Origin of the sequence: Oerskovia gallyi, assembly GCF_014836745.1 — a bacterium.
GTDB classification, from domain to species: domain Bacteria; phylum Actinomycetota; class Actinomycetes; order Actinomycetales; family Cellulomonadaceae; genus Oerskovia; species Oerskovia paurometabola.
The window spans coordinates 479,554-506,248 of sequence record NZ_JACSQE010000001.1 but is presented as its reverse complement, the minus strand read 5'-3'; the positions used below and the strand labels follow the sequence as shown (position 1 = coordinate 506,248).

General features: G+C 72.9%; 27 protein-coding genes. 18 read left to right on the top strand and 9 right to left on the bottom strand.

Annotated elements, in window-relative coordinates; all coding sequences use genetic code 11:
- The first annotated feature begins 3 nt into the window (after window positions 1-3).
- Together sucB and H9640_RS02280 are read left to right on the top strand one after the other, a co-directional pair.
- Window positions 4-1,767 (top strand): 2-oxoglutarate dehydrogenase, E2 component, dihydrolipoamide succinyltransferase, encoded by a 1,764-nt coding sequence (sucB, locus tag H9640_RS02285; RefSeq protein WP_191789087.1) that lies wholly within the window; start codon window positions 4-6, stop codon window positions 1,765-1,767.
- Window positions 1,768-1,919: 152 nt separating this feature from the next.
- The gene (locus tag H9640_RS02280) at window positions 1,920-2,810 is read left to right on the top strand and encodes a TIGR01777 family oxidoreductase (RefSeq protein WP_191789086.1); all 891 of its coding nucleotides are present in this window, start codon (window positions 1,920-1,922) and stop codon (window positions 2,808-2,810) included.
- Window positions 2,811-2,843: 33 nt separating this feature from the next.
- Here the strand turns inward: H9640_RS02280 and H9640_RS02275 are convergent, their stop codons facing one another.
- A complete protein-coding gene (locus H9640_RS02275; RefSeq protein ID WP_191789085.1) occupies window positions 2,844-4,466 on the bottom strand; it encodes a hypothetical protein in 1,623 nt (540 codons plus the stop codon).
- Window positions 4,467-4,574: 108 nt separating this feature from the next.
- Window positions 4,575-5,633 (bottom strand): Gfo/Idh/MocA family protein, encoded by a 1,059-nt coding sequence (locus tag H9640_RS02270; protein WP_191789084.1) that lies wholly within the window; start codon window positions 5,631-5,633, stop codon window positions 4,575-4,577.
- A 156-nt stretch (window positions 5,634-5,789) separates the two neighbouring features.
- Here H9640_RS02270 and H9640_RS02265 point away from each other — a divergent pair, with 156 nt between their 5' ends.
- Entirely contained in the window at window positions 5,790-6,473 is a 684-nt protein-coding gene (locus H9640_RS02265) for an HNH endonuclease family protein (protein WP_191789083.1), read from the top strand.
- Between the two features lie 100 nt (window positions 6,474-6,573).
- Here H9640_RS02265 and H9640_RS02260 read toward each other — a convergent pair whose 3' ends face one another.
- Window positions 6,574-8,874, bottom strand: a complete 2,301-nt coding sequence (locus tag H9640_RS02260; RefSeq protein WP_191789082.1) for an MMPL family transporter — start codon at window positions 8,872-8,874, stop codon at window positions 6,574-6,576.
- A 51-nt stretch (window positions 8,875-8,925) separates the two neighbouring features.
- Between H9640_RS02260 and H9640_RS02255 the strand changes: the two genes are divergently transcribed.
- The 6 genes from H9640_RS02255 to H9640_RS02230 all read left to right on the top strand — a co-directional run bounded on the left by H9640_RS02255 (window position 8,926) and on the right by H9640_RS02230 (window position 14,218).
- Window positions 8,926-9,363, top strand: a complete 438-nt coding sequence (locus tag H9640_RS02255) for a MarR family winged helix-turn-helix transcriptional regulator (protein ID WP_307824120.1) — start codon at window positions 8,926-8,928, stop codon at window positions 9,361-9,363.
- Between the two features lie 9 nt (window positions 9,364-9,372).
- Window positions 9,373-10,056, top strand: a complete 684-nt coding sequence (lipB, locus tag H9640_RS02250; RefSeq protein WP_191789080.1) for a lipoyl(octanoyl) transferase LipB — start codon at window positions 9,373-9,375, stop codon at window positions 10,054-10,056.
- Window positions 10,057-10,189: 133 nt separating this feature from the next.
- A complete protein-coding gene (locus tag H9640_RS02245; protein WP_191789079.1) occupies window positions 10,190-11,548 on the top strand; it encodes an MFS transporter in 1,359 nt (452 codons plus the stop codon).
- 64 nt (window positions 11,549-11,612) lie between these two features.
- Window positions 11,613-12,614 carry a lipoyl synthase gene (gene lipA, locus H9640_RS02240; protein WP_138824215.1) on the top strand — a complete coding sequence of 334 codons (1,002 nt, stop codon included), beginning with the start codon at window positions 11,613-11,615 and terminating at the stop codon, window positions 12,612-12,614.
- Between the two features lie 143 nt (window positions 12,615-12,757).
- Entirely contained in the window at window positions 12,758-13,489 is a 732-nt protein-coding gene (locus H9640_RS02235; protein ID WP_191789078.1) for a DUF4191 domain-containing protein, read from the top strand.
- Window positions 13,490-13,594: 105 nt separating this feature from the next.
- Entirely contained in the window at window positions 13,595-14,218 is a 624-nt protein-coding gene (locus H9640_RS02230) for a class I SAM-dependent methyltransferase (RefSeq protein ID WP_318243599.1), read from the top strand.
- 68 nt (window positions 14,219-14,286) lie between these two features.
- Here H9640_RS02230 and H9640_RS02225 read toward each other — a convergent pair whose 3' ends face one another.
- Complete coding sequence (locus tag H9640_RS02225; RefSeq protein ID WP_191789076.1) at window positions 14,287-14,727, bottom strand: RDD family protein; 441 nt, start codon at window positions 14,725-14,727, stop codon at window positions 14,287-14,289.
- A 238-nt stretch (window positions 14,728-14,965) separates the two neighbouring features.
- Between H9640_RS02225 and glnA the strand changes: the two genes are divergently transcribed.
- The 9 genes from glnA to H9640_RS19535 all read left to right on the top strand — a co-directional run bounded on the left by glnA (window position 14,966) and on the right by H9640_RS19535 (window position 24,383).
- Window positions 14,966-16,390 carry a type I glutamate--ammonia ligase gene (gene glnA, locus H9640_RS02220; protein WP_138824214.1) on the top strand — a complete coding sequence of 475 codons (1,425 nt, stop codon included), beginning with the start codon at window positions 14,966-14,968 and terminating at the stop codon, window positions 16,388-16,390.
- Window positions 16,391-16,616: 226 nt separating this feature from the next.
- Window positions 16,617-17,174 (top strand): dihydrofolate reductase family protein, encoded by a 558-nt coding sequence (locus H9640_RS02215; RefSeq protein WP_191789075.1) that lies wholly within the window; start codon window positions 16,617-16,619, stop codon window positions 17,172-17,174.
- A gap of 71 nt (window positions 17,175-17,245) precedes the next feature.
- Window positions 17,246-18,235: a TIGR03557 family F420-dependent LLM class oxidoreductase gene (locus tag H9640_RS02210; RefSeq protein ID WP_191789074.1), complete on the top strand. Its 990-nt coding sequence runs from the start codon at window positions 17,246-17,248 to the stop codon at window positions 18,233-18,235.
- Window positions 18,236-18,376: 141 nt separating this feature from the next.
- On the top strand, window positions 18,377-19,213 hold the full coding sequence (locus tag H9640_RS02205) for an STAS domain-containing protein (RefSeq protein WP_191789073.1): 837 nt from the start codon (window positions 18,377-18,379) through the stop codon (window positions 19,211-19,213).
- A complete protein-coding gene (locus H9640_RS02200; RefSeq protein ID WP_138824210.1) occupies window positions 19,210-19,614 on the top strand; it encodes an STAS domain-containing protein in 405 nt (134 codons plus the stop codon). The genes H9640_RS02205 and H9640_RS02200 overlap by 4 nt, the downstream gene beginning before the upstream one ends.
- A complete protein-coding gene (locus H9640_RS02195; RefSeq protein WP_138824209.1) occupies window positions 19,611-20,024 on the top strand; it encodes an ATP-binding protein in 414 nt (137 codons plus the stop codon). Before H9640_RS02200 ends, H9640_RS02195 begins: the two co-directional genes overlap by 4 nt.
- Window positions 20,021-21,055, top strand: coding sequence for an ATP-binding SpoIIE family protein phosphatase (locus tag H9640_RS02190; protein WP_191789072.1), 1,035 nt, complete (start codon window positions 20,021-20,023; stop codon window positions 21,053-21,055). Before H9640_RS02195 ends, H9640_RS02190 begins: the two co-directional genes overlap by 4 nt.
- Window positions 21,056-21,057: 2 nt before the next feature.
- Window positions 21,058-22,782, top strand: coding sequence for an ATP-binding protein (locus H9640_RS02185; protein WP_191789071.1), 1,725 nt, complete (start codon window positions 21,058-21,060; stop codon window positions 22,780-22,782).
- The gene (locus H9640_RS19535) at window positions 22,779-24,383 is read left to right on the top strand and encodes a fused response regulator/phosphatase (RefSeq protein ID WP_191789070.1); all 1,605 of its coding nucleotides are present in this window, start codon (window positions 22,779-22,781) and stop codon (window positions 24,381-24,383) included. The genes H9640_RS02185 and H9640_RS19535 overlap by 4 nt, the downstream gene beginning before the upstream one ends.
- Window positions 24,384-24,465: 82 nt before the next feature.
- On the opposite strand, the gene H9640_RS02175 is transcribed toward H9640_RS19535, so the two are convergent.
- From H9640_RS02175 to H9640_RS02155, 5 genes are read right to left on the bottom strand one after another with little or no spacing between them, the layout of a single operon-like run.
- Entirely contained in the window at window positions 24,466-25,053 is a 588-nt protein-coding gene (locus tag H9640_RS02175) for a hypothetical protein (RefSeq protein WP_191789069.1), read from the bottom strand.
- Window positions 25,050-25,610, bottom strand: coding sequence for a DUF6286 domain-containing protein (locus H9640_RS02170; protein ID WP_191789068.1), 561 nt, complete (start codon window positions 25,608-25,610; stop codon window positions 25,050-25,052). Before H9640_RS02170 ends, H9640_RS02175 begins: the two co-directional genes overlap by 4 nt.
- Window positions 25,607-26,056: an Asp23/Gls24 family envelope stress response protein gene (locus tag H9640_RS02165; protein ID WP_191789067.1), complete on the bottom strand. Its 450-nt coding sequence runs from the start codon at window positions 26,054-26,056 to the stop codon at window positions 25,607-25,609. The genes H9640_RS02170 and H9640_RS02165 overlap by 4 nt, the downstream gene beginning before the upstream one ends.
- Entirely contained in the window at window positions 26,049-26,228 is a 180-nt protein-coding gene (locus tag H9640_RS02160) for a DUF2273 domain-containing protein (protein WP_191789066.1), read from the bottom strand. Before H9640_RS02160 ends, H9640_RS02165 begins: the two co-directional genes overlap by 8 nt.
- Before the next feature lie 23 nt (window positions 26,229-26,251).
- Entirely contained in the window at window positions 26,252-26,650 is a 399-nt protein-coding gene (locus H9640_RS02155) for an Asp23/Gls24 family envelope stress response protein (RefSeq protein ID WP_225226512.1), read from the bottom strand.
- Window positions 26,651-26,695: the final 45 nt, after the last annotated feature.

Here is a 26,695-nt window from a genome sequence, read left to right as displayed (position 1 = left end):
GTCATGTCTGACAACGTGCAGATGCCCGCACTGGGCGAGTCCGTCACCGAGGGAACCGTCACCCGCTGGCTCAAGGCCGTCGGTGAGAGCGTCGAGATCGACGAGCCCTTGCTCGAGGTCTCGACCGACAAGGTCGACACCGAGATCCCCTCGCCGTTCGCCGGCGTGCTCGAGCAGATCCTCGTCCAGGAGGACGAGACCGTCGAGGTCGGCACCGACCTCGCCGTGATCGGTTCCGGCGCGGGCGCAGCCCCGGCCGAGGCCCCGGCCGCTCCCGCCGCCGAGGCGCCCACCCCGGCCGCCGAGCCCGCCCCCGCGGCGGAGCCGGCACCGGCCCCGGCTGCTGAGGCTCCGGCCGCAGCGCCCGCTCCCGCTGCCGAGGCGCCCGCCGCCTCGGGTGGCGAGGAGATCAAGCTCCCGGCGCTCGGCGAGTCCGTGACCGAGGGCACCGTGACCCGCTGGCTCAAGGCCGTCGGCGAGACCGTCGAGGTCGACGAGCCCCTGCTCGAGGTCTCGACCGACAAGGTCGACACCGAGGTCCCCTCCCCCGTGGCGGGCACCGTCCAGCAGATCCTCGTCCAGGAGGACGAGACCGTCGAGGTCGGCACCGTCCTCGCGATCGTCGGCTCGGGTGCAGCAGCTCCGGCTCCGGCCGCCGCCGCACCTGCCCCCGAGGCAGCTCCGGCTCCGGCTCCCGAGGCAGCCCCGGCCGCACCGGCTCCGGCTCCGGCTCCGGCTCCGGCGGCAGCACCCGCTCCCGCTCCCGCTCCCGCAGCCGAGGCGCCCGCCGCTCCTGCGGCCCCCGCGTCGCGCGCCACCTCGGGCGCGACCGGCGGTTCCTACCTGACCCCGCTCGTGCGCAAGCTCGCCGCGGAGAAGGGTGTCGACGTCGCGTCCCTCACGGGCACGGGCGTCGGTGGCCGTATCCGCAAGGAGGACGTCCTCGAGGCGGCCGCCAAGGCGGAGGCTGCCAAGGCGGCTCCGGCGCCTGCCGCTGCTGCGCCGTCGGGCTCCGCGCCCAAGGCCGCCAGCGTCCCGGCCGTCTCGCCGCTGCGCGGGACCACCGAGAAGATGTCGCGCCTGCGCAAGCTCGTCGCGACGCGCATGGTCGAGGCCCTGCAGACGCAGGCCCAGCTCACGACGGTGGTCGAGGTCGACGTGACCAAGGTCGCCAAGCTGCGCGCCAAGGCCAAGAACGACTTCAAGGCTCGCGAGGGTGCCAACCTCACGTTCCTGCCGTTCTTCACGCTCGCCGCGGTCGAGGCCCTCAAGGCCTACCCGAAGATCAACGCGAGCATCGACGGCGACTCGGTCGTCTACCACCCGCAGGAGAACGTCGGGATCGCGGTCGACACGGAGCGCGGCCTGGTCGTGCCGGTCATCAAGGACGCCGGTGACCTCAACCTCGCCGGGATCGCCCGCAAGATCGCCGACCTCGCCGGCCGCACCCGCGTCAACAAGATCGGGCCGGACGAGCTGGGCGGCGCGACGTTCACCATCACGAACACCGGTTCCGGTGGCGCGCTGATCGACACGCCGATCGTCCCCGGTGGCCAGGTCGCCATCCTGGGCACGGGCACGATCGTCAAGCGTCCGGTCGTCGTGACCGACGCGGACGGCAACGAGTCGATCGCGATCCGTTCGATGAGCTACATCTTCCTGTCCTACGACCACCGCCTGGTCGACGGCGCGGATGCAGCCCGCTTCCTGGGTGCGATCAAGAACCGCATCGAGGAGGGCGCCTTCGAGTCCGAGGTCGGTCTCTGACCCTCGGAGCTCGCTGAGCCCCACCACGCCGCAGGCCCCTCGCCCCTTCCGGGCGGGGGGCCTGCGGCGTCCCCCGGGCGCGCGGGCGCGACCCGCGAGGACGGTTCGCCGCGGGCGGCGCGCGTCGCCGGTCGGGGCCGTACCGTGGTCGCATGGACATCGTCGTGGCCGGGTCGCACGGTCTCATCGGTACGGAGCTGCTCGAACGACTGCGCGAGCGCGGGGACACCGTGCGGCGCCTGGTGCGCAGACCTCCGCAGACCGCGCACGAGCACTTCTGGGACCCCGACGAGGACGCCCTGGACCCCCGCGCGCTCGAAGGCGCGGACGCGGTCGTCAACTTCGCGGGCGCCGGGGTCGGCGACCACCGCTGGACGACCGAGTACAAGCGCACGATCCTCGAGTCCCGCACGCGCACCACCGGGCTGCTCGCCCGCACGCTCGCCCACCTCGACGCTCCCCCGCCGGTCTTCCTCCAGGGCACGGCCGTGGGCTACTACGGCGACCGGGGCGCCGAGGTGCTGACCGAGACGTCGGGACCGGGCACCGGTTTCCTCGCGCGCGTCGTCACCGAGTGGGAGGCCGCGACGCGCCCTGCCCAGGACGCGGGGGTGCGGGTCGCGCACCTGCGCACGGGCATCGTCATGACGCCCGACGGCGGAGCGCTGGCCCGCATGCTCCCTCTCCTGAGGATGGGCGTGGGCGGCAGGCTCGGCAACGGTCGCCAGTACTGGAGCTGGATCACGCTGCGGGACCACGTCTCGGCCGTGCTGCACCTGCTCGAGTCCGACGTGCACGGCCCGGTGAACCTCGTGGGCCCTGCTCCCGCCACGAATGCCGAGGTCACCCGGGCGCTGGCCGCGGCCCTGCACCGCCCGGCCGCCCTGGCCGTCCCGTCGGTCGCCCTCAAGGTCGCGCTCGGGGAGTTCGCGTCCGACATCCTCGGGTCGCAGCGCGCCCTGCCGCGGGTCCTGGAGGCCAGCGGCTTCGCGTTCGAGCACCCTGACCTGGAGGCGGCGGCCGAGTGGGTCGCCGGTCGCTGAGCAGTCCGACCAGCCGTCAGGCCTGGACCGCGGTCACGCCACGTCGCTCACCCGCCACCCGTCGTCGGTCCAGCGCAACGTGAGGCGTGCCGTGGAGGCTCTCGTCGCCGCGACCGTCGTGGCCGAGCCGTCGGCCGCCCTCTGGGTGTGCTCGGAGACCGAGTACCTGACCTCGACCTGGGTCTCGGTCCCAGGTAACGGCACCGCTCCGGTCCCGGTGCCCGTCGGAGGACCGTCTCCACCCGGCACGACCAGGTGCGCCTCCACGTCCGAGGCCCGTGCCCCCTCGATCGTGACGCCGGACGCGGCGATCCTGTCCAGGAGGTCGGCGTCCACGGCCTCGGCGGGGGAACCGGGGGCCAGCACCTCCCCCGGCTCGCGCTCCCCCGTGAGCAGCTCGATGCGGCGCTCCGTGAGCTCGACAGCCGCGGCGGCAGGGTCCTGCGCCTGCGAGGTCGGGTCGGGCGGCACGGCACCGGCTGCCTCGTGCGCGCCGTCGTGCTCGACGGCGCGCCGGGCGGCCGACGGGTCGGCGCCGGCGAGGTGCGAGCGCACGAGCATCCCGCCCGTGACGAGCGCCGAGCACACGACCAGGACGAGGCCTGCGAGGAGCGCGGGGTGTGGCCGTGCCCCGGGGGCCGAGCGACGCCGTCGGGCGTGCTCGCGCCGTCGCAGCGCCCTCTGCCCGCCCGGACCGGGATGCGTGCCGGCAGGCGGCACGCCCCGTCCTGGCCTCCGTGGCGACCGGACCACGGTGTCGTCGCTCGATACGTCCCGCCCGGCCGAGGGCTCCCGCCGGGACGGCGCGGGCGCCCGGCGGGCGGCGATGGCCGCTGCGGCCAGCCGGGCGCCGTCGGGCATCGCGATCGGCGTCGGGGGTGAGGCCTCGTAGCAGAGGGCCGCGAACGTCCCGACCTCGGGGCGGGTGCGGGGATCCGCACGCCGCGCCGTGGCGAGCTCGGCCTGCAGCGCCGCGAGGGACGGGTCGGGCGTCTCGGGGGCGGCCTCGCCCGGCAGCGGTGCACCCGCAGGGGGCGGGAGGACGCCCACGACGAGCTCGGCGAGCGACCTGACGTCGTCGGGCGCAGGCAGGGCGCACAGCTCGAGCGGTGCCCGCAGGACCGCCCGGCCCTCGGCGTCCACCAGGACGTCCGTCTCCGCGACCCCTCCGTAGGACAGCCCCGACGCGTGCAGCGCCGCGAGCGCCTGCGCCAGGGGCACGAGCAGCGTCACGGCCTCACCCGCCTCGAGGGGGCCGCGGCAGGCCAGCAGCAGCCGTAGGCCCCCTCCCGGCGGCCTCCGGGAGATGAGCACGAGCACGCCCTCGCCCCCCTCGACGATCTCCTCGACGGGGACGAGGTGCTCGTCGTCGAGCAGGCGCAGGGCGTCGAGCCGCTCGACGAGCAGGTCCCTCGCCGCCGGATCGGCGGGCACCCTCACCAGAGAGACGTCGTGGTAGCGCCCCGAACCGTCGGAGGCGACCCAGCGACGTGGCCCCAGCGTGCCGGGGCCCGGCCCTTCCCCCTGCTCGACGACGCCCCAGCCTCGGCGCGCCAGGAGGTCCGTCACCGCAGGAGGGGGTGCCGACGGGTCGTCCCGGTCCCGGACGCCCGCGCGGGAGGCCCAGGGCAGGCGGGGAGGGCGAGCGCTCGACATGGCTCCCATCCCAGCAGAGCCCGGCCACGCAGGGCGGGTTGTCCACAGGCCGACGCCGCGGCGCTCCGCCCGTGCGCGACCGCACCTGCTCCTGCGCTCCGGCGCCCGTCAGACCTCGAGCCGCCGCCCGGTCCGCGCGCTGTCCCGCGCCACGTCCAGGACGTGCGCGGTCCGCACCGCGTCGGCGGGGTCGACGGGCACCGGACCACCATCGATCCAGGCGGCCACGGCACGGTAGAAGTCGGCGTGCCCGCCCGGGGCGCGCGGCACGGGCACGCGCTCGCGCCCGCGGGTCACCCACCCCTCGGTCCCGGCGGGCGCCGCCTCGTCGAAGACCTCGAAGGGCGACGCGTCGTTCTCGAACGTCGTCACGACGTAGGCCCCGGCGTCGCCGAGCACCCTCGTGCGGGGTCCTGGCGCGCCCACGACCGAGGCCGCCCAGAGCCGGCTGACCACCTCGTGCCCGTCCGACGGCGTGTGGTGGAGCGTCAGGAAGACGTCGTCCTCGGTCGGGGTCGTCAGGGCGCGCAGCTCGGCATACACCGAACGGACCGGGCCGAAGAGCTGGGTGGCCGAGTCGACGAGGTGCGGGCCGAGGTCGAGCAGGAGCCCGCCGCCCACCGGGTCGTTCTCCTTCCAGCGCTGCTGCGGCACGGGACGCCACCGCTCCCACCGGCGTTCGAACGTGTGCACGCGCCCCAGGTCGCCCGCCGCGAGCACCGACCGCAGGGTCAGCTGCTCGGGGTCCCAGCGCCTGTTCTGGAAGACCGTGAAGGGGGTCCCCGTGGCGGCTGCCGTCGCGACGACCTCGGCGGCCTGCGCCCCGTCGAGCGCGATCGGCTTGTCCAGCACGAACGGGACGCCCGCCGCGGAGACCTGGGCCGCGTGCTCGGCGTGCAGCGCCGACGGGCTCGCGATCACCACGACGTCGTAGGTCCCGCGCTCACCGAGGAGCCCGGCCAGGTCGTCGTGGAGCCGCACCCCGGGCCAGTCCTCCTCGGCCGCGGCACGACGTCCGGGGTCCCGGGCGACGACCGCGGTCACGATGAGCCCGGCCTCCCTGGCGAGCCGGGCGTGGATGCCGCGGCCAGCACCGCCGTACCCGACCAGACCGACCCGCGTCCGCCGACTACCGGGGACACGGTCCTGCGCAGTGGTTGCACTCATGGCGCCCAATCTAGCCGCCATCCCGGAGCACTCCCGAAGACTGGCAGAATGTACCGAATTCTCCTGGAACTGTCGTTCTCGGCACCTGTCCGAGTTCGGGAAGGTCGTCCGTTGAGCACCCAGAGCAAGAGCTCGAAGAGCACGAGGAGCGCGCGCATGCGCCGCGTGCTCCGCATCACCCTCATCGCCCTCGCGTTGGGGATCGTCATCGCCAACGCGGTGGACCAGCCGACGATCGAGGCGAACGAGGCCCCCACGACCGGCACGGCCCGCGCCGCCCTCGAGACGCTCGAGGTCAAGGGGATCGCGGCCGCGACCGGCTACGAACGGGAGAACTTCGGCTCCGCCTGGGCCGACGTGGACGCCAACGGGTGCGACACCCGCAACGACATCCTCGCCCGCGACCTCACCGACCTCACGTACTCGACGCGCGACAAGGGGTGCGAGGTTCGCACGGGTACCTTCGACGACCCCTACACGGGCGCGACGATCAGCTTCGTCCGGGGCAACAAGACGAGCTCGGCCGTCCAGATCGACCACGTCATCCCGCTCATGGACGCGTGGCGCAAGGGCGCCCAGGCGTGGGACGACGAGACCCGCCTGCGCTTCGCGAACGACCCCCTCAACCTGCTCGCCTCCGACGGCTCGGCCAACCAGTCCAAGGGCGCGCGCGACGCGTCGGCCTGGCTCCCGCCCAACCACGCGTTCCGGTGCACGTACATCGCGCGTCAGATCGCGGTGAAGGCCTCGTACGAGCTGTGGGTCACCCCGTCGGAGCACGACGCGATGGCCGCCGTGCTCGACGGCTGCCCGTCCGAGCCGCTGCCCACGGGGTCCTGACGGACCTCACCGACCGAGGTCACCGACCGACGGTCCGGGACCGGAGCGGGTCCCGGGCGAGCCGCCTGACGCGAGGCGGCCCGCCGGGGCCCGCGGCTCCTCAGGGTGCGCTGCGCCGGAGCGCACCCGGCCACCAGACGACCCGTCCGACGTCGTGCACCAGTGCCGGGACGAGCAGGCTGCGGACGATCAGGGTGTCGACGAGCACACCGAACGCGACGATGAACGCGAGCTGAGCGAGGAACAGCAGCGGGATCACCCCGAGCGCGGCGAACGTCGCGGCGAGCACCACGCCCGCCGACGTGATGACCGACCCCGTGACGGCGAGCGCGCGCAGCGTGCCGCGGCGGGTGCCGATGATCCCCGACTCCTCGCGCACGCGGGTCATGAGGAAGATCGAGTAGTCGACGCCGAGCGCCACGAGGAAGCAGAACGCGTAGAGCGGGACGGTCGGGTCGGCACCGGGGAAGTCGAGCACGTGGTTGAACACGATCGCCGACACCCCGAGGGCTGCGCCGAACGAGAGCACGTTGGCCGCCATGAGCAGGACCGGCGCCAGGATCGAGCGCAGCAGCAGCATGAGGATCAGCAGGATCACGACCAGCACGACGGGCACGATGACGCGCAGGTCGTGGTCGCCCGCGATCTGGGTGTCGAGGCGCTCGGCGCTGGCACCGCCCACGAGCGAGTCGGGCGAGACCTCGTGCACGGCGTCGCGGAGCGCGGCGACGGTCTGGGTCGCGGCGTTGGTGTCGCTCGGGTCCTCGGTTACGACGTCGACGCGCACGTCGCCGTCGACCACGAGCGGCGGCCCCTGAGCGGGGGCCCCGGGGGCACCGCCCGTCCCGCCCTCGGTCACGGCGGCGGCGGACGCGACCCCGTCGGTCGCGGTCGCGGCCTGGAGCACGGCGTCGAGATCGGCCTCGGGGGCGATCACGATCGCGGGCTGGACGCCCACGCCCCCGAAGTGCTCCTCGAGGACCTGCTCGCCGTCGACCGAGTCGACCTGGGTGAGGAAGACGTCGGAGTCGCTCGTGCCCTCGGCCTGGAAGGTCGGGACGAAGGCAGCGCACCCCGCGAGGACGAGGGCCGTGACGATCCACACGGCCCGGTCGCGACGCCCCACGAAGCTCGCCACGCGGGACCAGACGCCGTGTCCCGCGACGTGCACCTCGACGTCGTGGCTCGCGGCGAGCGCGAGGTCGCGCGGCCCCGCGGCGGCGGTCCCGGACGCTGCCGGGGCCGCCGGGGAGGCCACCGAGGTCTCGGCCTCGTCGGCCGCGGTGGGGTCGTACGCGGGCTTGCGCGGCCAGAAGATGCCGCGTGAGCGCTTGCCCCCGACGACGAGCAGCGCGGGCAGGAACGTGAGTGCACCGAGGAACGCGGCCGCGATGCCGATGGCCCCGACGGGGCCGAGGCTCCGGTTGGAGCCCAGGTCGGACAGCAGCAGGCACAGCAGGCCCGCGATCACGGTCCCGGCGGAGGCCGAGATCGGCTCGATCGAGGCGCGCAGGGCGCGTCGCACGGCCGTGTACGGGCTCTCCACGACGCGCAGCTCCTCGCGGTAGCGCGCCACGACGAGCAGCGAGTAGTCGACCGCGGCGCCCACGACGAGGATCGACAGGATGCCCTGCGCCTGGCCGTTGAGGGTCAGCGTGCCGGCGTCGGCCAGGAGGTAGACGACGAGTCCCGCGAGGCACAGCGCGAACACCGCGGTGAGGATCACCATGAACGGCAGGATCGGCGAGCGGTAGACGATCGCGAGGATGATCAGCACGGCGCCGAGCGCGACGAGCAGCAGGACCGTGTCGATCCCGCCGAACGCGTTGACGAGGTCCGCGACGAAGCCCGCAGGTCCGGTGACCCAGGCCTGGAGGCCCGAGTCGGCCAGGACGGTCTCGAGCTCCGCGCGGATCTCGGCGACCACGGCGTTGTTGACGCGCTCGTCGTCGGCCATGAGGTCCGAGGACTGCGACGCGTCGAGCGACGCCACGATCATCGCGGCCTCGCCGTCCTGCGAGGGCACGACGACGGGGGGTGCGGTGAGCGCGTCCCCGACGGTCTGGGGGTCGTCGGGTCCGGCGCCGGGCAGCGGGAGCCCGGGCAGGTCGGCGGCGACGGTCTGGAGCGTCTCGAGCTGCTGGGGCGTGACGGCCCCGCCGTCGGTCGGGACGGCGACGACGAGGGCGGGCAGCGACTCGTCGGAGACGAACGCCTGGGCCTTCTCGGCCGCGCGGGTGGACTCGGCGCTCGACGGCAGGAACGCCGCGGAGTCGTTGGTCTGGACGGTGCTGAGCTTGCCCTGCGCCTGGCCTCCGATCGCCCCGATGGCGAGCCAGACTCCCAACACTGCGACAATGACCAGGCCTCGGAGCACACCACTCCAGCGATTACTCAGCATGCTGAGTACTATTGACGACGGAGGTCTCAGAAGCAAGTGGACGCAAACCCGGTGAGCAGGGAACCGAAGGACTGGCCGACGGGCCGGCTCCTGTCGGCGGTGACCCGCCGGATCGAGCGTGAGTGGAACCACCACCTCGACGGCTGGGACCTCAACCACGCCTCGATGCCCGTCCTGCTGCACCTGCTCGCGGGCCCCCGCACCCAGCGCCAGCTCGCCGCCGAGTCGCACATCACCGAGCAGACCATGAGCCGCATCCTGGCCCGCCTCGAACGCTCGGGGTACGTCACCCGCGAGGACGACGTCAACGACCGCCGCCGCCGCGCCGTCGCGATCACCCCGAACGGCCGAACCGCCGCGTTCGCCGCCGCGAGCCCGCGCCCCGCCGAGGAGCTGAGCACCCGGGGCCTGACCGACGAGCAGATCGCGACCCTGCGTGAGATCCTCATCACCATGGTCGAGGCCCACCCTCGACCGGGCGAGGGCTAGCCTGACCGCATGCACCTGCGCACCGAGGGCCCCGGTCTCACCGACTACCAGGACGCCTGGGACCTCCAGCGCCAGGTCCACCAGGAGGTCGTGGACGGGACCGCGCCGGACACCGTGATCCTCGTGGAGCACCCGAGCGTCTACACCGCAGGCAGACGCACCAACCTCGCCGACCGTCCCGACGACGGCACGCCCGTCGTCGACGTCGACCGCGGCGGGAAGATCACCTGGCACGGGCCGGGGCAGCTCGTGGCCTACCCGATCGTCCGGCTCGCCGAGCCCGTCGACGTCGTCGCCTACGTGCGCGCGCTCGAGTCCGCGGTCATGGACGTGTGCACCGCGCTGGGCCTGACGACCCACCGCGTCGAAGGGCGCAGCGGGGTGTGGCTGGCCGCGACCGGGGCCCGGCGCGAGCGCAAGGTCTGCGCGATCGGGGTGCGCGTCGCGCGCGGCGTGACCATGCACGGCCTCGCGCTCAACTGCTCCCCCGACCTCGGGGAGTTCTCGCGGATCGTGCCGTGCGGCATCTCCGACGCCGACGTCACGTCCCTGACGCTCGAGACCGGCCGACGGGTCACGATCGACGAGGCCACGCCGCTCCTGGTCGCTGCGCTGCACGAGCACCTGGGGCCGCTCCTCGCGGCCGCCGGCACGACCGCCGCGACCGTCCCCGCTGCGGGCTCGGCCGGCTAGCGCACACCGGGCGCGCCGCCCTCTCCCCTTCCGGGACCTTCACCGCTAGAATGGGCCTCACCTCAAGGGAATCATTGCGCAACCGGAGTACGGGTGGGTCGGTGCGCGGAACGGTTGACCCTGAAGGACCCTCATGACCCGCACTCCCAGCCCCCTCGCGCCCGCGCGCCCCGACGTCACCGGCGGCGCGCCCGGCGCCCCCGCACAGGCTCCCGAGCCCGCGGAGCCCCGTCGCGGCACGCTCGCCACGTACGGCGAGCTCCCCCGCCTGGCCGGCAAGGCGTTCCTGCCCATCGCGTTCCTCGCACGCCTGCCGTTCTCGATGATCACGATCGGCACCCTCCTCCTGGTCACGACGACCACGGGCTCGCTCGCTCTCGGCGGGCTCGCGAGCGCAGCCGCCGCCGTCGGCACGGCGCTCGGCGGCCCGACGCAGGGATCCCTCGCGGACCGGATCGGCCAGCGCAAGGTGCTCCTCGTCGTCGTGCCGCTGAACGTCCTGGCCGTCGTCGGGCTCGTCCAGGCCGCGAGCACCGGCGCTGCCTCGGGCGTGATCCTCGGCGCCGCGGCGCTCGTGGGCGCGTTCGCCCCGCAGGTGGGGCCGCTCGCGCGCGTGCGCTGGATCGCCATGACCCAGCACCGCCCTCGCACGCTGCTCGCCGCGATGGGCTACGAGAGCACGGCCGACGAGATCGGCTTCGTGCTCGGTCCGGCCCTCGTCGGCATCCTCGCGAGCGTGTGGTCCCCGCAGGCCGCGATGCTGTTCGCCGCCGCGGTGTGCGCGGTCTTCGGGCTGGCGTTCGCGCTGCACCCGACCGCGACCCCCGGCGCCCCCAAGCCGTCCGCCGCCGCCCAGGCCGCGGCGGGCGCCGACGCCCACGGCTCGTTCGTCGGCCTCCTGCGCCGCGTCCTGGTGCCCGTCCTCGGGATGCTCGCGATGGGCATGCTCTTCGGCAGCACCCAGACGGCCGTCACGTCGTTCATGCGCGACGCGGGCGCCGAGGAGCAGGCCGGCCTGGTCTACGCGGTCCTCGGCTTCGGTTCGGCCATCACGGCGCTCGCCGTGGTCGCGCTGCCCGCGAGCTTCGGCGCACGCTCGCGCTGGGTCTCGTTCGCCTCGGGCCTCACCGTCACGGCCGTCCTCGCGTTCCTCGCGGGGGGCAGCGGGTCGCTCGGCGCGCTGATCGGCGCGCTCGCGCTGCTGGGCCTGTTCGTCGGCCCGGTCATGGTCACGATCTTCACGGTCGGCGGCGACCTCAGCCCGAGCAGCCGCAGCGGCGCCGCCATGACGATGCTCGCGAGCGCGAACGTCGTGGGCGTGGCGCTCGGCGCGAGCGTCGGCGGCCAGGTCGCCGAGGGCGTGGGGACGGCGGCCGCGTTCGCGCTGCCGGCCGTCGCCGCGGTCCTGCTCGTCGTCACCGGGCTGTCGCTCAGGTCACGTCCGGCCCACGTGGACACCACCGCCCTCCCGCAGGCTCCTGGCGTACTCTGACTTTCACCCGATACCGGGCACGACTCCAGGGGGCCACCGCCCACCACGGACTGGGAGACACCGCGTGACGATCGCACCTGAAGGGCGGCGCATGCTGCGGGTCGAGGCCCGCAACTCTGCGACACCCATCGAGAAGAAGCCCGAGTGGATCAAGACCCGGGCGACCATGGGACCCGAGTACACCGAGCTCAAGGGTCTCGTGCGCAAGGAAGGCCTGCACACGGTCTGCGAGGAGGCGGGCTGTCCCAACATCTTCGAGTGCTGGGAGGACCGTGAGGCCACGTTCCTCATCGGCGGCGACCAGTGCACGCGCCGTTGCGACTTCTGCCAGATCGACACGGGCAAGCCCGCCGACTTCGACGCGGACGAGCCACGCCGGGTCGCCGAGTCGGTCCAGGCCATGGGCCTGCGCTACTCGACCATCACGGGCGTCGCGCGCGACGACCTGGCCGACGGCGGCGCGTGGCTCTACGCCGAGACCGTGCGTCAGATCCACGCGCTCAACCCGGGCACGGGCGTCGAGCTGCTCATCCCGGACTTCAACGCCATCCCCGAGCTGCTCGACGCGGTCAACGAGTCACGCCCCGAGGTCCTCGCGCACAACGTCGAGACGGTGCCGCGCATCTTCAAGCAGATCCGCCCCGGCTTCCGCTACGACCGCTCGCTGTCCGTCATCACGCGGGCTCGCGAGGCCGGCCTGGTGACCAAGTCGAACATCATCCTCGGCATGGGCGAGACGATCGACGAGGCGAAGGAGGCCCTGCAGGACCTCCACGACGCAGGCTGCGACCTCATCACCATCACTCAGTACCTGCGCCCGTCGCTGCGCCACCACCCGGTCTCGCGGTGGGTCAAGCCCGAGGAGTTCGTCGAGCTCTCGGACGAGGCCGAGCGCATCGGGTTCCTCGGCGTCATGTCCGGCCCGCTGGTCCGTTCCTCGTACCGCGCGGGCCGCCTGTGGGGCCAGGCCATGAAGCGTCGCGGCATGGAGATCCCGGCCGCGCTCGCGCACCTGACCGAGCCCACGACGGCCCGCCAGGAGGCCGCGAGCCTGCTGGCCCGCTGACCTCCCGGGGTCCTGACCGGCCCGAGCCGGGCCTCGCTCCCGTTCCCCCGCCGACGTGCGAGAGAATCGAGGGCGGGGCCCGGCTCGCCGCCGTCCCCGCCCCTTCACCGGAGCACTCTCCGCCACCACTAGACTGAGGCACCATGGCCCGCAACAAGAGCACCGACCCCTCGACCGGGGTCGACGGCACCAAGCCGAAGAAGCAGAAGAAGCAGCGCTGGTATCACCAGGTCTGGGACGCGTACAAGATGACGCGCGCCGAGGACCCGGCGGTCACGTGGATCATGCTCGCCGTGTTCGTCGGCATCCTCGCCGTCGCGATCGGGATCGGTCTGGCCTGGGGGCCGTGGGTCTACACCCTCATCGTGGGTCTGCCCTTCGCGTTCCTCGGCTCGCTGTTCGTCCTGACGCGCCGCGCGGAGACCGCGGCCTACAGCCGCATCGAGGGCCAGCCCGGGGCCGCCCGCGCCGCGCTCGGCACGATCCGCCGCGGCTGGACGTTCGACGACGAGCCCGTCGCCCTGACCCCGCAGCAGGACCTCGTGTTCCGTGGCGTCGGGCGTGCCGGGGTCGTGCTCGTGGGCGAGGGCCCGACGCACCGCGTCACCAAGCTGCTCGACGGCGAGAAGCGCCGCATCACGCGCGTCCTGCCGAACGTCCCCGTCACCACGATCCAGTGCGGCAACGGCGAGGGCCAGGTCCCGCTCAAGAAGGTCGCGCGCACGGTGCAGAAGCTGCGCCCGACGCTCACCAAGCCGGAGACCGCCGAGGTCCTCAAGCGCCTCAAGGCGCTCGGCGGCGCCAAGCTGCCGATCCCCAAGGGCATCGACCCCACCCGTGCGCGTCCCGACCGCAAGGGCATGCGCGGGCGCTGACCCCGCACCGTCTGGCACCCGGCCCGTCGCTCACCTCCCGGTGACCGGCGGGCCGTCGTGCATCCCCGTCCCGCGCCGACGACGCCGACGATGCAAGGAGGCCCCGTGAGCGACCCGTACTGGAACCACAGCACCCACTACTTCCCCGTCCTCACGCGGCTCGTGGGCCCCGGGACCCGCACAGCGCTCGACGTGGGCTGCGGCGAGGGGCTCCTGACGCGACGGCTCCGCGCGGCCGGGGCCGGCGAGGTGCTGGGGCTCGACCTCGACCCCGCGCAGGTGGACCGTGCGCGTCTCGCCGCCGGGGGCTCCCCCGAGCAGACCGGCCTCGACTACGTCACGGGCGACGTCCTGGACCCGCTCACCGGGCTCGCCGAGCCCTTCGACCTGGTCACGACCGTCGCCACCCTGCACCACCTCCCGCTCGACGCGGGACTGCGGCGCCTGCGCGACCTGGTCGCCCCGGGCGGGACGCTCGCCGTCGTGGGACTGACACGGCCGCGCACGGCCTGGGACCAGGCGGTCAGCGCGGCAGCCGTCCCCGCCGCAAGGATCGCCCGACGACGTCGCGGGGAGTGGGAGCACGGCTCGCCGATCGCCGAGGTCACCACGAGCCACGCCGAGCTGCGTGCGGCAGCACGGCAGATCCTGCCCGGCGCCCGGCTGCGGCGCCGGCTCTACTGGCGGTACACGCTCGTGTGGCGCGCGCCCGGGGCGGGCGAGGGCTGAGGCTGGCCCCCGTGCCGAGGCGAGCGGCGCCGTCGGGCACAGAACTGGTGCGTGCCGTGCAGAGCGTGTCAGGCGCGGACGATGACCGTGCCAGCGGCCTTGTCGTGCATGCCGCGGCCGTCGCCGTCCCACACCACGGCCGGGACGACCAGGCACAGCAGGACCGTGCGCACCAGAGCCCGCCACAGGCCCACCATGCGCCCCTCGCCGCCCAGGACGCGCACCTGCAGACCCATGACGCGGTGGCCGACCGTGTAGCCGAGCGTGCTCACCAGGAGCAGGTTCTCGACCGCGAACACGCCGAGCGTCGCCATCGAGTTCGCGTCGAAGGCCAGGTAGCTGATGAGCAGGCACAGCACCCAGTCGATGACGAGCGCGACCGCGCGACGGCCGACCGTCGCCAGCGAACCAGGACCGTCGGACGGCAGGCCGAGGCGACCGCCTCGGCCGTTCTCCCCACCGGTCGGCGTACCCTCGAGCCAGGAACCCACATCTTCACGCGACACCACGGCACCAGCCTACGTGGCGGTGAGGCGGGTTCCGGCGCCTGCCCGGTTCGTCCCGGTCGAGGGAGCCCCACCAGGCCCGCACAGGGCTCGCCGTCGTGCGCCGTCGCGCCGATGTCACGCAGCCCGCCGCTGCGTAACACGGACGAAACACTCGGTACACGGTGGGGAAACCCCTGAGGCCTAGGTTCGAGGCGCCACTGGAGGTACGGCCAGAGGACCCACTACCAAGGAGTTACGGATGTTCAAGAACGCGGAGGAGGCAATCGCCTTCACCCAGAACGAAGGCGTCGAGTTCGTCGACGTCCGGTTCTGCGACCTGCCGGGCGTGATGCAGCACTTCAACATCCCGATCTCGCAGTTCGCCGAGTCCGCCTTCACGGACGGCATGATGTTCGACGGGTCCTCGATCCGCGGCTTCCAGGCGATCCACGAGTCGGACATGAAGCTCATCCCCGACGTCACGACGGCCTACGTCGACCCGTTCCGCAAGCGCAAGACGCTCATCGTGAACTTCTCGATCGTGGACCCCTTCACCGACGAGGCGTACTCGCGCGACCCGCGCAACGTCGCCTTCAAGGCCGAGGCGTACCTGCGCAGCACCGGCATCGCCGACACCGCGTTCTTCGCCCCCGAGGCCGAGTTCTACATCTTCGACGACGTCCGGTTCAAGACGAGCCAGAACGAGTCGTACTACCACCTCGACTCCAAGGAAGCGGCCTGGAACACCGGCCGCGTCGAGGAGGGTGGCAACCTCGGCTACAAGACCCGCTACAAGGGCGGCTACTTCCCCGTCTCCCCCAACGACCAGATGGCGGACCTGCGCGACGAGATGTGCGCCGTCCTCGACCAGGTCGGCCTCGACGTCGAGCGCGCGCACCACGAGGTGGGCACCGCCGGCCAGCAGGAGATCAACTACCGCTTCTCGACGCTGACCGCAGCGGCCGACGACCTGATGAAGTTCAAGTACGTCATCAAGAACGTCGCCTGGGAGGCCGGCAAGTCCGCGACCTTCATGCCCAAGCCGATCTTCGGTGACAACGGCTCCGGCATGCACTCGCACCAGTCGCTCTGGAAGGACGGCGAGCCGCTGTTCTTCGACGAGAAGGGCTACGGCGGCCTGTCGGACCTCGCCCGCTGGTACATCGGCGGCCTGCTCAAGCACGCGCCCTCGCTGCTCGCCTTCACGAACCCGTCGGTGAACTCCTACCACCGCCTGGTCCCCGGCTACGAGGCCCCCGTCAACCTGGTCTACTCGGCCCGCAACCGTTCCGCGTGCATCCGCATCCCGGTCACCGGTTCCTCGCCCAAGGCCAAGCGCGTCGAGTTCCGCGTGCCGGACCCGTCGGCCAACCCGTACCTGGCCTTCGCCGCACAGCTCCTCGCCGGCATCGACGGCATCAAGAACCGCATCGAGCCGCCCGAGCCGATCGACAAGGACCTCTACGAGCTGCCCCCCGAGGAGCACGCGGCGATCCAGCAGGTCCCCGCCTCCCTCGGCGAGGCCCTCGACGCCCTCGAGGCCGACCACGACTACCTCACGGTGGGCGACGTCTTCACCGAGGACCTCATCGCGACGTGGATCGACTACAAGCGCACGCACGAGATCGACCCGATCCGCCTGCGCCCGCACCCCCACGAGTTCGAGCTGTACTACGACCTCTGATCGTCGGTGCTCGCGGTGGTAGTCGCGAGCCCCTGACGTGCAGTGATGGCACCCCGGCCGCCCTTTGTGGTGGCCGGGGTGTCGTGCGTCGGGTGAGAGACGTCCTGACGCGGACGGGAGTTCCGCGCTCCGACGAGGCCGGTCGAGCGATGACTTTTTCGCCGTGTGCCGGTCTCAGCCCTGCACGACCGTCGTCGGTCGGTGCGCGCGAACCGGAGGAGAAGACATGGGACGGCTCATCTACTCGATGATCATCTCGCTCGACGGCTACGCAGAGGCGGCGGAGGGCGACCTCGGCGTGGGTGCGGACGACGAGGAGGTCCACACCTTCATCGACGACGTCTTTCGCGACGTGGGCACGTACCTCTACGGCCGACGGATGTACGAGACGATGGTCTTCTGGGAGACGGCGGACGCCGACCCTGCCGCACCGCCGTTCATCGTCCGGTACGCCCAGGGGTGGCAGGCCGCGGAGAAGGTCGTGTACTCCACGACTCTGGAGGCGGTGTCCAGCGCGAGGACCAGGATCGAGCGGACCTTCGACCCCGAGGCCGTGCGCAGGCTCAAGGCCGAGTCCGAGCACGACCTCACCGTGGACGGCCCGAACCTCGCTGCCCAGGCGATCAAGGCCGGCCTGGTGGACGAGTACCACCTGTTCGTCACCACGAGCGTGGTCGGCGGCGGCAAGCGCTTCTTCCCCGACGGCGTGCGCCTCGACCTCGACCTGGTCGAGGAGCGGACCTTCGACAGCGGGCTCGTCTATGCGCGCTACCGGACCCGCTGAGCCCAGCCGAGAGCGAGGACGCAGGCCCCGGCCGGGGTGCGAGGCTCCCCGGGCAGCGTGAGGATCGACGCATGACCAGATTCGGCTACACCCTCATGACCGAGCAGTCCGGCCCCAAGGCCCTGGTGGACTATGCGGTGGCCGCCGAGCGGATCGGCTTCGACTTCGAGGTGTCCTCCGACCACTACTTCCCGTGGCTCGACGCTCAGGGTCACTCCCCGTATGCCTGGACGGTTCTGGGTGCCGTGGCCCAGGCGACCGAGCGCGTCGACCTCATGACGTACGTGACGTGCCCGACGATCCGCTACCACCCTGCCGTGGTCGCCCAGAAGGCGGCGACGCTGGGGATCTTGTCCGACGGTCGCTTCACGCTCGGGCTCGGCGCCGGGGAGAACCTGAACGAGCACGTCGTGGGTCGAGGCTGGCCCGCGGTCGACGAGAGGCACGGGCTGCTCGTCGAGGCGGTCGACATCATCAGCGAGCTGTTCACGGGCGAGCTGCTGAGCTATCGCGGTGAGTACTTCCAGGTCGACTCGGCCCGCCTGTGGGACCTGCCGGACTCCCCGGTCGAGATCGGGATCGCGGTGTCGGGCGCGCAGTCGGTGGCGTCCTTCGCGACGCTCGCGGACCACCTCGTGGCCACGGAACCGAAGCCGGAGCTCGTCACCGCCTGGGACCGGGCGCGCGACGCGGCCGAGCTCCCGCCGTCGCGCAAGATCGGCCAGATCCCCATCTGCTGGGACACCGACCACGAGCGAGCCCTCACCCGGGCGCACGACCAGTTCCGGTGGTCGGGCCTGGGGTGGCCGGTCAACGCCAACCTCCCGACGACGCAGGCCTTCGCGAGCGCCAGCGCGTTCGTCCGTCCCGAGGACGTCGCGGAGTCGATCCCGTGCGGGCCCGACCTCGACGCGATCGTCGAGGCGGTGTCGGCGTACTGGGAGGCGGGCTTCACCGACGTCGCGCTCGTCCAGGTCGGCGACGAGGGCCAGCAGGACTTCCTCGACCAGGCGGCCGGGCCCCTGCTCGACAGGCTCAGGGCGGCTGCGCCGAGCGACTGAACCCCCGCGCGGCACGGTGGCCGACGCTCCGAGGACCGGCGTCCGGGACGGTGGAAAAGACCCTGCCCACCCCCGCTAGAATGAGCCCTCGCCACTGCTTGGAGACCTTGAGCAGGCGGCAAAGACATGGAAGGAATGTCGATGGCCGACGTCGCCACAGCTGCACCCCTAGCCCTCTCCCAGACACTTGCCACCCGCGCGGACGACATCCGCAGCGCGTGGCTCGACGCGGCCGCGCGCGAGCTCCACGGGCGCACCTCCCGCGGTGAGCTCGAGCGCGAGCAGGCCGAGATCTTCGACGCCCTGGTCGACGGACTCCGGGCAGGTGGAACGGTCGTGACGGACGCGGCGTTCGACCAGCTCCGCGGCATCCTCGCCGACGTCTCGGCGGTCCGCGCCCGGCTCGGGTTCACGCCGCGCGAGACCGCGATCGGCCTGTTCGCCCTCAAGGACGGCCTGTACCCCCTCGCCTCCCCCGACACCGACATCGTGCCGCTGCTCCAGCTCGTCGACCAGCTCGGCCTGCTGACCTTCGAGAGCTTCGCCGCCGCTCGTGAGTCGATCATCACGGAGCAGGCCGAGCAGCTTCTCGAGCTCTCGACCCCCGTGGTCAAGCTCTGGGAGGGCATCGTCGCGGTGCCGCTCGTGGGCACGCTCGACTCCGCCCGCGCCCAGGTGGTCATGGAGCGCCTCCTCAACACCCTCGTCGACACGGGCAGCGAGCACGCGATCATCGACATCACGGGTGTGCCCGCTGTCGACACCCAGGTCGCGCAGCACCTCCTCAAGACCGTGGTCGCGGCACGCCTCATGGGGGCCGAGTGCACGATCAGCGGTATCCGGCCCCAGATCGCGCAGACGATCGTGGCTCTCGGCATCGAGTTCGGCGACATCCGCACGCGTGCGACGCTCGCCGACGCCCTCGTCGACGCCCTCCGCTCAGGCCGCGGGGCACGTCAGAAGGGCCTGCCGGCGTGACCGACGGCGTCCCCGTCCTCAAGATCGGCTCGACGCTCCTCGTCTCGATCCAGGTGGACCTGCAGGACGACACCGCCCTGCAGCTCCAGGAAGATCTCGCGACGCGGATCACGGAGACCGGAGCGCGCGGGGTCATCATCGACATCTCCGGCCTGGAGATCGTGGACTCGTTCATCGGACGCATGCTGGCCTCGGCCGCCAGCATCTCGCACGTTCTCGACGCGACGACCGTCGTCGTCGGCATGCGCCCTGCCGTCGCGATCACGATGGTCGAGCTGGGGCTGTCCCTCGGGAACGTCCGCACCGCGCTCGACGTCGAGCGTGCCCTCGCGCTCCTGGGCACGGTCGAGGAGTCGGCGGAGGACGTCCTTCTCGCCGCCGCTGAGCGCGAGGAGAGATGAGCACCCCGACGGCGACCGTCGAACGCGTGCCCATCCTCACGGACTCCGACGTCGTCAAGGTGCGTCAGCTCGTGCGAACCCTCGCCCAGCAGGCGCGCCTCTCGCTGGTCGACCAGACCAAGCTCGTCACCGCGGCGAGCGAGCTGGCCCGCAACACGCTCGTGTACGGGGGCGGCGGCGCCGCCGAGGTCGAGCTCGTCGCCAACGGCCCGCGGACCGGCGTGCGCGCCGTGTTCAAGGACGACGGGCCTGGCATCCCCGACCTCGACCTGGCGCTGACCGACGGCTGGACCAGCGGCGGCGGGCTCGGCCTGGGCCTGTCGGGATCGCGCCGGCTCGTCCAGCACTTCGCGATCGACACCGCGGCCGGGGCCGGTACGCGCGTCGAGATCGCGACATGGTCGCGATGACGGCATCGAGCGGAGTCGACGAGCGCCGCAGCATCGTCGAGAACGGCACCTGGTACACCGTGGACCACCCGTCGGCGGTCGGTCGCGTGCGCCGTGCGGCGAGCGTCGTCGCCCGGGACCTGGGGTTCGACGAGGACCGTGCGGCGAAGGTCGGCATCGTCGTCTCGGAGCTGGCCACCAACCAGGTCAAGCACGCCGGGTCCGGGCGGGTGCTCGTGCGTGTCTGCCGGACCGGGGACGCCGCCGAGCTCGAGATGCTCGCGGTCGACTCCGGCCCCGGCATGCGAGACATCACGGCAGCCATGCAGGACGGAGTCTCCACCCGCGGAACCCTCGGTATCGGGCTCGGCACCGTCCCCCGCCTCGCCTCCTCGTGGGACGCGTGGACCTCGCCCGGACAGGGCACGGTCATCGCCGCGACCTTCGCCGGGCGGGGCACGGTGGCAGGTCCGCGTCGCCCGACCGGCGTGACCCGACCCATGACCGGGCAGGAGGCGTGCGGAGACGCGTTCGCCGTCCGGCACGACGCCGGTATCGCGACCCTCATGGTGGCGGACGGCCTGGGACACGGGCCCCTCGCCGCGGCGGCCTCGGGTGCTGCGGTACGGACGTTCCTCGACGCTCCCTCGGGGTCACCCGTCGCGCTCCTCGAGCGGGTGCACGGCGCCCTGCCAGGAACGCGCGGGGCCGCTGTCTCGATCGCGCAGGTGAACGGCGGCGTGCTGCGCTACGCGGGCCTCGGCAACATCTCCGGGACCATCCACGGCGACCGCGCTCGTGGACTGGTGTCCCACCCCGGCATCGCCGGTGTGCCGACGCGCCAGCTGCGCGAGACGACGTACCCGGTCGAACGGGGCGACGTCGTCGTGATGCACAGCGACGGACTCACCAACCGCTGGTCGCTCGCGGACTATCCGGGTCTCGCCGCCCGATCCCCCCTCGTCGTCGCCGGCGTCCTGCTGCGTGACCACGCGGTGCGCCCCGACGACTCGTGCGTGGCGGTGCTGCCCGTCACGTGGTCGGAGACCTGACCATGCCCATCCTCGCCACACAGCTCCGCTCCGACGCCGACGTGATCGCCCTGCGCCGCGCCGGCCGTGAGATCTGCCGCCAGCTCGGGCTGGACGTCCAGGACCAGGTCCGCGTCGCGACCGCGTTGTCGGAGATGGGCAGAGCGGCCGTCGCCACCGGGACCGCCGACGTCGTCATCGCCGTCGTCCCGGGCACCCCCCAGGCGACCCTCCGCGCCGAGATCACCCCCGACGTCGCGTTCGTGCTCGACGGGGACTCGAGCGACGGGGGTGTCCCGGCGGCGCGACGGCTCGTCCGGGACCTCGAGATCGAACCGACCGGCACCCGGGTCGTCCTCACCAAGCTGCTGAGCGTCACGGCCCGGGTCGACGAGGCCTCGCTCGCCCGCGTCCGACGGTCCACCGCCGCAGCCCACGTCGCCGACGCGCTGGACGAGCTGCGCGTGCAGAACACGGAGCTCGTGCGCACCCTCGACGAGCTGACGCAGCAGAAGGAGTACCTCCGGCGCTTCAACGAGGAGCTCGAGGAGACGAACCGTGGGGTGCTCGCGATGTACGACCAGCTCTCGTCCGAGCTCGAGGAGACGAACACGGGGGTCGTCGCCCTCTACGCCGAGCTCGACGAGCGCGGTCGCGAGCTCGCGGCGGCGAACGAGGCGAAGACCCGCTTCCTGCGCAACGTGAGCCACGAGCTGCGCTCCCCGGTGAACTCGATCCTCGGGCTGACGTCGCTGCTCGCCGACTCCCACCTCGACGCGGACCAGGCCCAGCAGGCGACCTACCTGCGCGAGAGCGCCACGACGATGCTCCAGCTCGTCGACGAGCTGCTCGACCTCGCGCGGGCCGAGGCCGGCCACGAGGACGTGGAGCCGGCGCCCGTCGACGTCGCCCAGCTGCTCGACGAGCTGCGGGGGACGACCCTCCCGCTCCTTCGGCCCGGGGTGACGCTCAGAGCCTCCTCGCCGCCCGACCTCGCCCTGGTGACGGACCGGCGCCTCGCCGCGAGGGTGCTGCGCAACCTCCTGGCGAACGCCGCGAAGTTCACGGACGAGGGACACATCGAGTTCCGCGCGGAGAGGGACGGCGACCTGGTGCGGTTCGACGTCCGTGACACGGGCCTCGGGATTCCCGAGGAGCACGTCGAGTCGGTCTTCGAGGAGTTCGTCCAGGTGCCGAACCGTCTGCAGCCCTCGGTGCGCGGGACAGGTCTGGGGCTGCCGTACGCACGGCGGACCTCGGAGGCGCTCGGTGGGACTCTCGTCGCCTCGTCGCAGCCGGACGTCGGGAGCGTGTTCACGCTCCGCCTGCCCTCCCTCCGGTCCGAGGTGTCGTCCAGGCCGGCGCGCACCGAGGTCGTCCCCCAGAGCGGCGACCTCGGGCACGTGCTCGTCGTGGACGACGACCGGGCGTTCGCTTCGGTCATCGTCGCGATGCTGCAGGGCCACGCCGCGCGCGTCAGCGTCGCGCACGACGCGTCGCACGCCCTGGCCCTGCTGCACGACGGCGCGGCGGACCTCGCGCTCCTGGACGTCCGGCTCCCCGGCACGGACGGGCCGACGCTCCGATCGAGGATCCGCGAGGTGCACCCGGCGACCGGGACCGTGCTCATGTCGAGCGCGTCCCTGCCCGTGCGGGACGACCTCGACGGCGTCCTCTTCCTCCCCAAGGCGGGAATCTCCCGTGACACCCTCGTCGCGACGTTGCGGCGGGCCAAGGAGGCCCGGTGACCTCGCCCCACACCGTGCTCGTGGTCGACGACACCGCAGCGCACCGGTACATCATGTCGAGCTGGCTCCGTCGTGCGGGCTTCGAGGTGATCGAGGCGGCGACCGGCGCCGAGGCCCTCGTCCGCACGAACCCGCACATCGACACGATGGTGCTCGACGTCAACCTGCCGGACATCCACGGCGGCGAGGTCTGCCGGAGGCTCAAGGCCGACCCCTCGACCGCCCACATCCCCGTCCTGCACGTGTCCGCGACCGCCGTCGACGCCGCCTCCCGGACCGCCGGTCTGGAAGGCGGCGCGGACGCGTACCTGCCCGAGCCGCTCGACCGGGACGAGTTCCTCGCGACCATCAGCGCACTGTGCCGACGCCACGACGCCCAGCGGGGCGCGGGGCGCACGGCTCGCCGTCTCGAAGCGCTGACCAACGCCCTGGTCCCCCTGCACGAGGCCCGCTCGTACGAGGCCGTCGTGGACCACACCGCGCGCGGCGCCTGCGCCGTCCTCGGCCGGGCCGTGGTCGCGATGGTGGTCGCCGACGCCGGCCTCGTGCTGCGCTCGGTCTGCGTGACGGAGAGTTCCGCACTCGTCCGTGGTCGCGGGCCGTCGGCAGTCCTCGCCCCCGGCGACGTCAACCCGGCCATGTTCGGCGCAGACGAGGTCCCGGCACCCTGGCGCCCCCTGCTCCACGAGGCCGGCATCGGACCGTCGCAGTGGTGGACCATGTGGCTCGTCGACAGCAGCGGCGCTCTCGTCGGCGGCCTAGGGGTCCAGGTCAAGGACGGGGACAAGAGCCTCACGGACGAGGAGCAGGCGGCCGTCGGACGCTTCGCCGAGGCCGCGACCGTCGCGCTCACGAACCTGCGGACGTTCGCGGAGGAGCAGCGCATCGCGCTCGCCCTCCAGCGCGCTCTCCTGCCGTCGAGCCTGCAGGTGAGCGGTGGCCTCGAGGTCGCCGCGCGGTACGAGGCCTCCGACGCGCGCCTCGACGTGGGCGGGGACTTCTACGACGCGTTCGACCTCCCGGACGGCAGGGTCGCGGTCGTGATCGGTGACGTCCAGGGACACTCGCTCCGCGCCGCCACGGTGATGGCAGAGGTGCGTGTCACGCTCCGCGCCTACCTCCGAGAGGGCCACGACGCCCGGCACGCGCTGAACCTCCTGAACGACGCGCTGCGCAGCGACCACCCCGAGTACGCGACCGTGTGCGTCTGCGTGCTCGACCCCCGGACGGGCGCGGTGGAGATCACCGACGCCGGCCACCTGCCCGCTCTCGTCGTCCGTGCGGACGGCACGGTGCTCCAGGTGAAGGAAGGCTCGCGCCTCCTCGGCCTGCCGAACCCGGACGGCCGGCCCGTGCACCAGGACGTGCTGCAGCACGGCGACCTGCTCGTGCTCGTGACGGACGGACTCGTGGAGCGCCGGGGGGCCTTCCTCCCCGACGCCCTCGACCGGCTGGCCCTCCTAGCCGCAGAGAACGCCGGGGTCGACCCGGCGACGATGTGCGAACGTCTCGTCTCCGCCTTCGACGACGCGGGCCGCGAGGACGACGTCGCGGTCGTCGCGGTCGGTCGTCACGCGGTGCCGCAGGGGCCGACCATCTAGTCGGACGCTGCGAGCACCGCCGACGGGACGCGCGTCCGACCGTCCCTCCGGCCCGGTCGCTCCTCGCGCGGGGTCCTGGTCGCTACTCGACACGGGGCCCTGCGTCGGAGCGGCGACTGGTCCTCATCCTGACGGTCGTGCGGGAGCGGAGCCTGTCGTCGGGTAGCACCGTCGCCGCGTCGGCGACGAGGTCGTCGAGGTGGGTGGCGAGGCGGGGCAGGTCGGTGGCTGGGTCGACCTTCACGAGGAGACTGAGGACGAGCTCGGGGCCCTCGTCGCGCAGTGTGGCGGTCGCCTTGCGGACGCCGGGGATCTGCTGGGCCGCACGAGCCGTCGCCTCCGCGACGGCGCCCCGGTCGATCCGCAGGCGCTCCGTGCGGGTGGAGCCCGGCAGGTCCTGTTCGGGGACGGCCCGGGACGGCAGGTGCGCGAGCATCCACCACACCGCCACGATCGCGAGGAGGACGGCGACGGCTCCCGTGACGTAGGGCCACCACGTCTGGGCCGTGGCGTCGGTCGCGGCGGACGTGTCGAGCGAGGAGGGGACGCCCTCGACGTACTGCGCCAGGGTGCCGGTGGTCCACAGCAGCGCAGTGGCACCCGCGACGATCAGCACGAGCCCGGCCAGCGCGAGGAGCACGCGATCGAGCCTCAGGACGGCGCGGTTCATGGTCGCTGCCCCTCCCCGGCCCGCACGCTCAGGCGTGGTGGGCTGTCGAGGGCCGAGAGCTGGTGGGCGACCTCGGCGTCGACGTCGGTCAGGATGTCGGGCGAGCCCGTCGTGCGGACGGTCACGCGCACGGCGCGCCGCGACACCGCGGTGCTGGAGTCGAGCACACCGGGCACGTCTCGTGCGGTCGCGTTCACCCAGCGCGCGATGTCGGCCGAGCGCAGGTGGACACCGCTGGCCGCCGCGACGCGCTGGGTGGTGCGGGGACGGGGGCGGACGGCCTGCCAGAGCAACCAGAGCCCGACCAGGGCGACGATCGCCCCGGCCACGCCGACCCACGTCTCGGGTTCGAGTCCGTCCAGGGCGTCCGCGAGCGACAGGAACCAGCTCGTGCCCTGCCCGCGCACGGCCACGACTGCGGACTGCCCGGCCAGGACCGCGACGACCAGCAGCAGGATCGCCAGGACGAAGGCCCAGGACGTCAGGACGAGGCCGGCCCGCGGCGACCTCGCCGGGGCAGGGACGGTCCGCGCGGAGGGGACGATGGGTGTGCTCATAGGACTCGTCGCTCCTTGGTCGTACCGGTGGCACCGAGGACGTCGGACGGGTCCACGATGCGCGTGACGGTGGTGCGAATCTCGTCGACGTGCACCCCCGCGAGGTCCCGGAGCCGTTCGGTCACGGCCTCGCAGACCTGATGGGCGACCCCCGCGGCCGGGTACGGCCACACGATCGCGATCTCGAGCCGGACCCGGGCACGGTCCCCCGCGCGGGAACAGGTGATGTGCGGGTACGTCCGGCCGAGGGCTCGCCCCACGGTCCCGGCGGTGGCCCCGACGGGCGCGACCCCGGGGACGCCGAGCACGGCGGCACGGGCGACCTTCTCCACGACCCGGTCTGCGACGCGCAGCGCGCCCCGCTCCTGAGCGTCGACCGTCTCGTCCGAGGAGGCCGCCTCCCAGCCCTGTGAGGGCAGCGGCTGGGTGAACGACGTGTCAGACATGGCGACGGCTGCGGAAGGCAGCGCCGAGGTCGATGCGCCCTTCGATCTGGGCTCCTACGACCCATCCGACCCCGCCGAGGACCGCCGCGAGGACGAACCCCCAGAACCCTCCGAGGATCGCGGCGAGGGCCAGCAGTATGCCGGTCAGCAGACCGATCGTTGACACAGACATGTGCTCTCCTTGGACGTGCCCGCTCAGAGCGCGGACGATGATGAGGGCGGGGACTCGACGTCCTCGACGTACACGCGCACCGGCCCGGGGGTCAGCGCACGCACGGACTCGTGGACATCACGAGCGACCGCGGGGATCGGGCGGTCGGTCGAGACGACCAGGTGGACCTCGGTCTCCTCGGGACGGAGCCGGACACCGGTGACGGCACGACCGGGAAGGTACGTGGCGACCTCGCCGAAGACCCCGGCGTGCAGTCGCACGACCCCTGGGACGGCGAGCACGGCAGCGACGATCCTCTCGGCCGTCTCACCCTGGGCGACGTCGTCGGGCAGGGGCGGCGGGAAGCGGCCGGAGGGAGGGCGCAGGGGCTCGCCGAGCCCCGTCCCCGGATGCGCGTGCTCGAACGCCTCGGCGACGTCCAAGGGGGTGGGTGTCTCCGTCTCCTGGCCCTCGCCCGAGGAACCGCG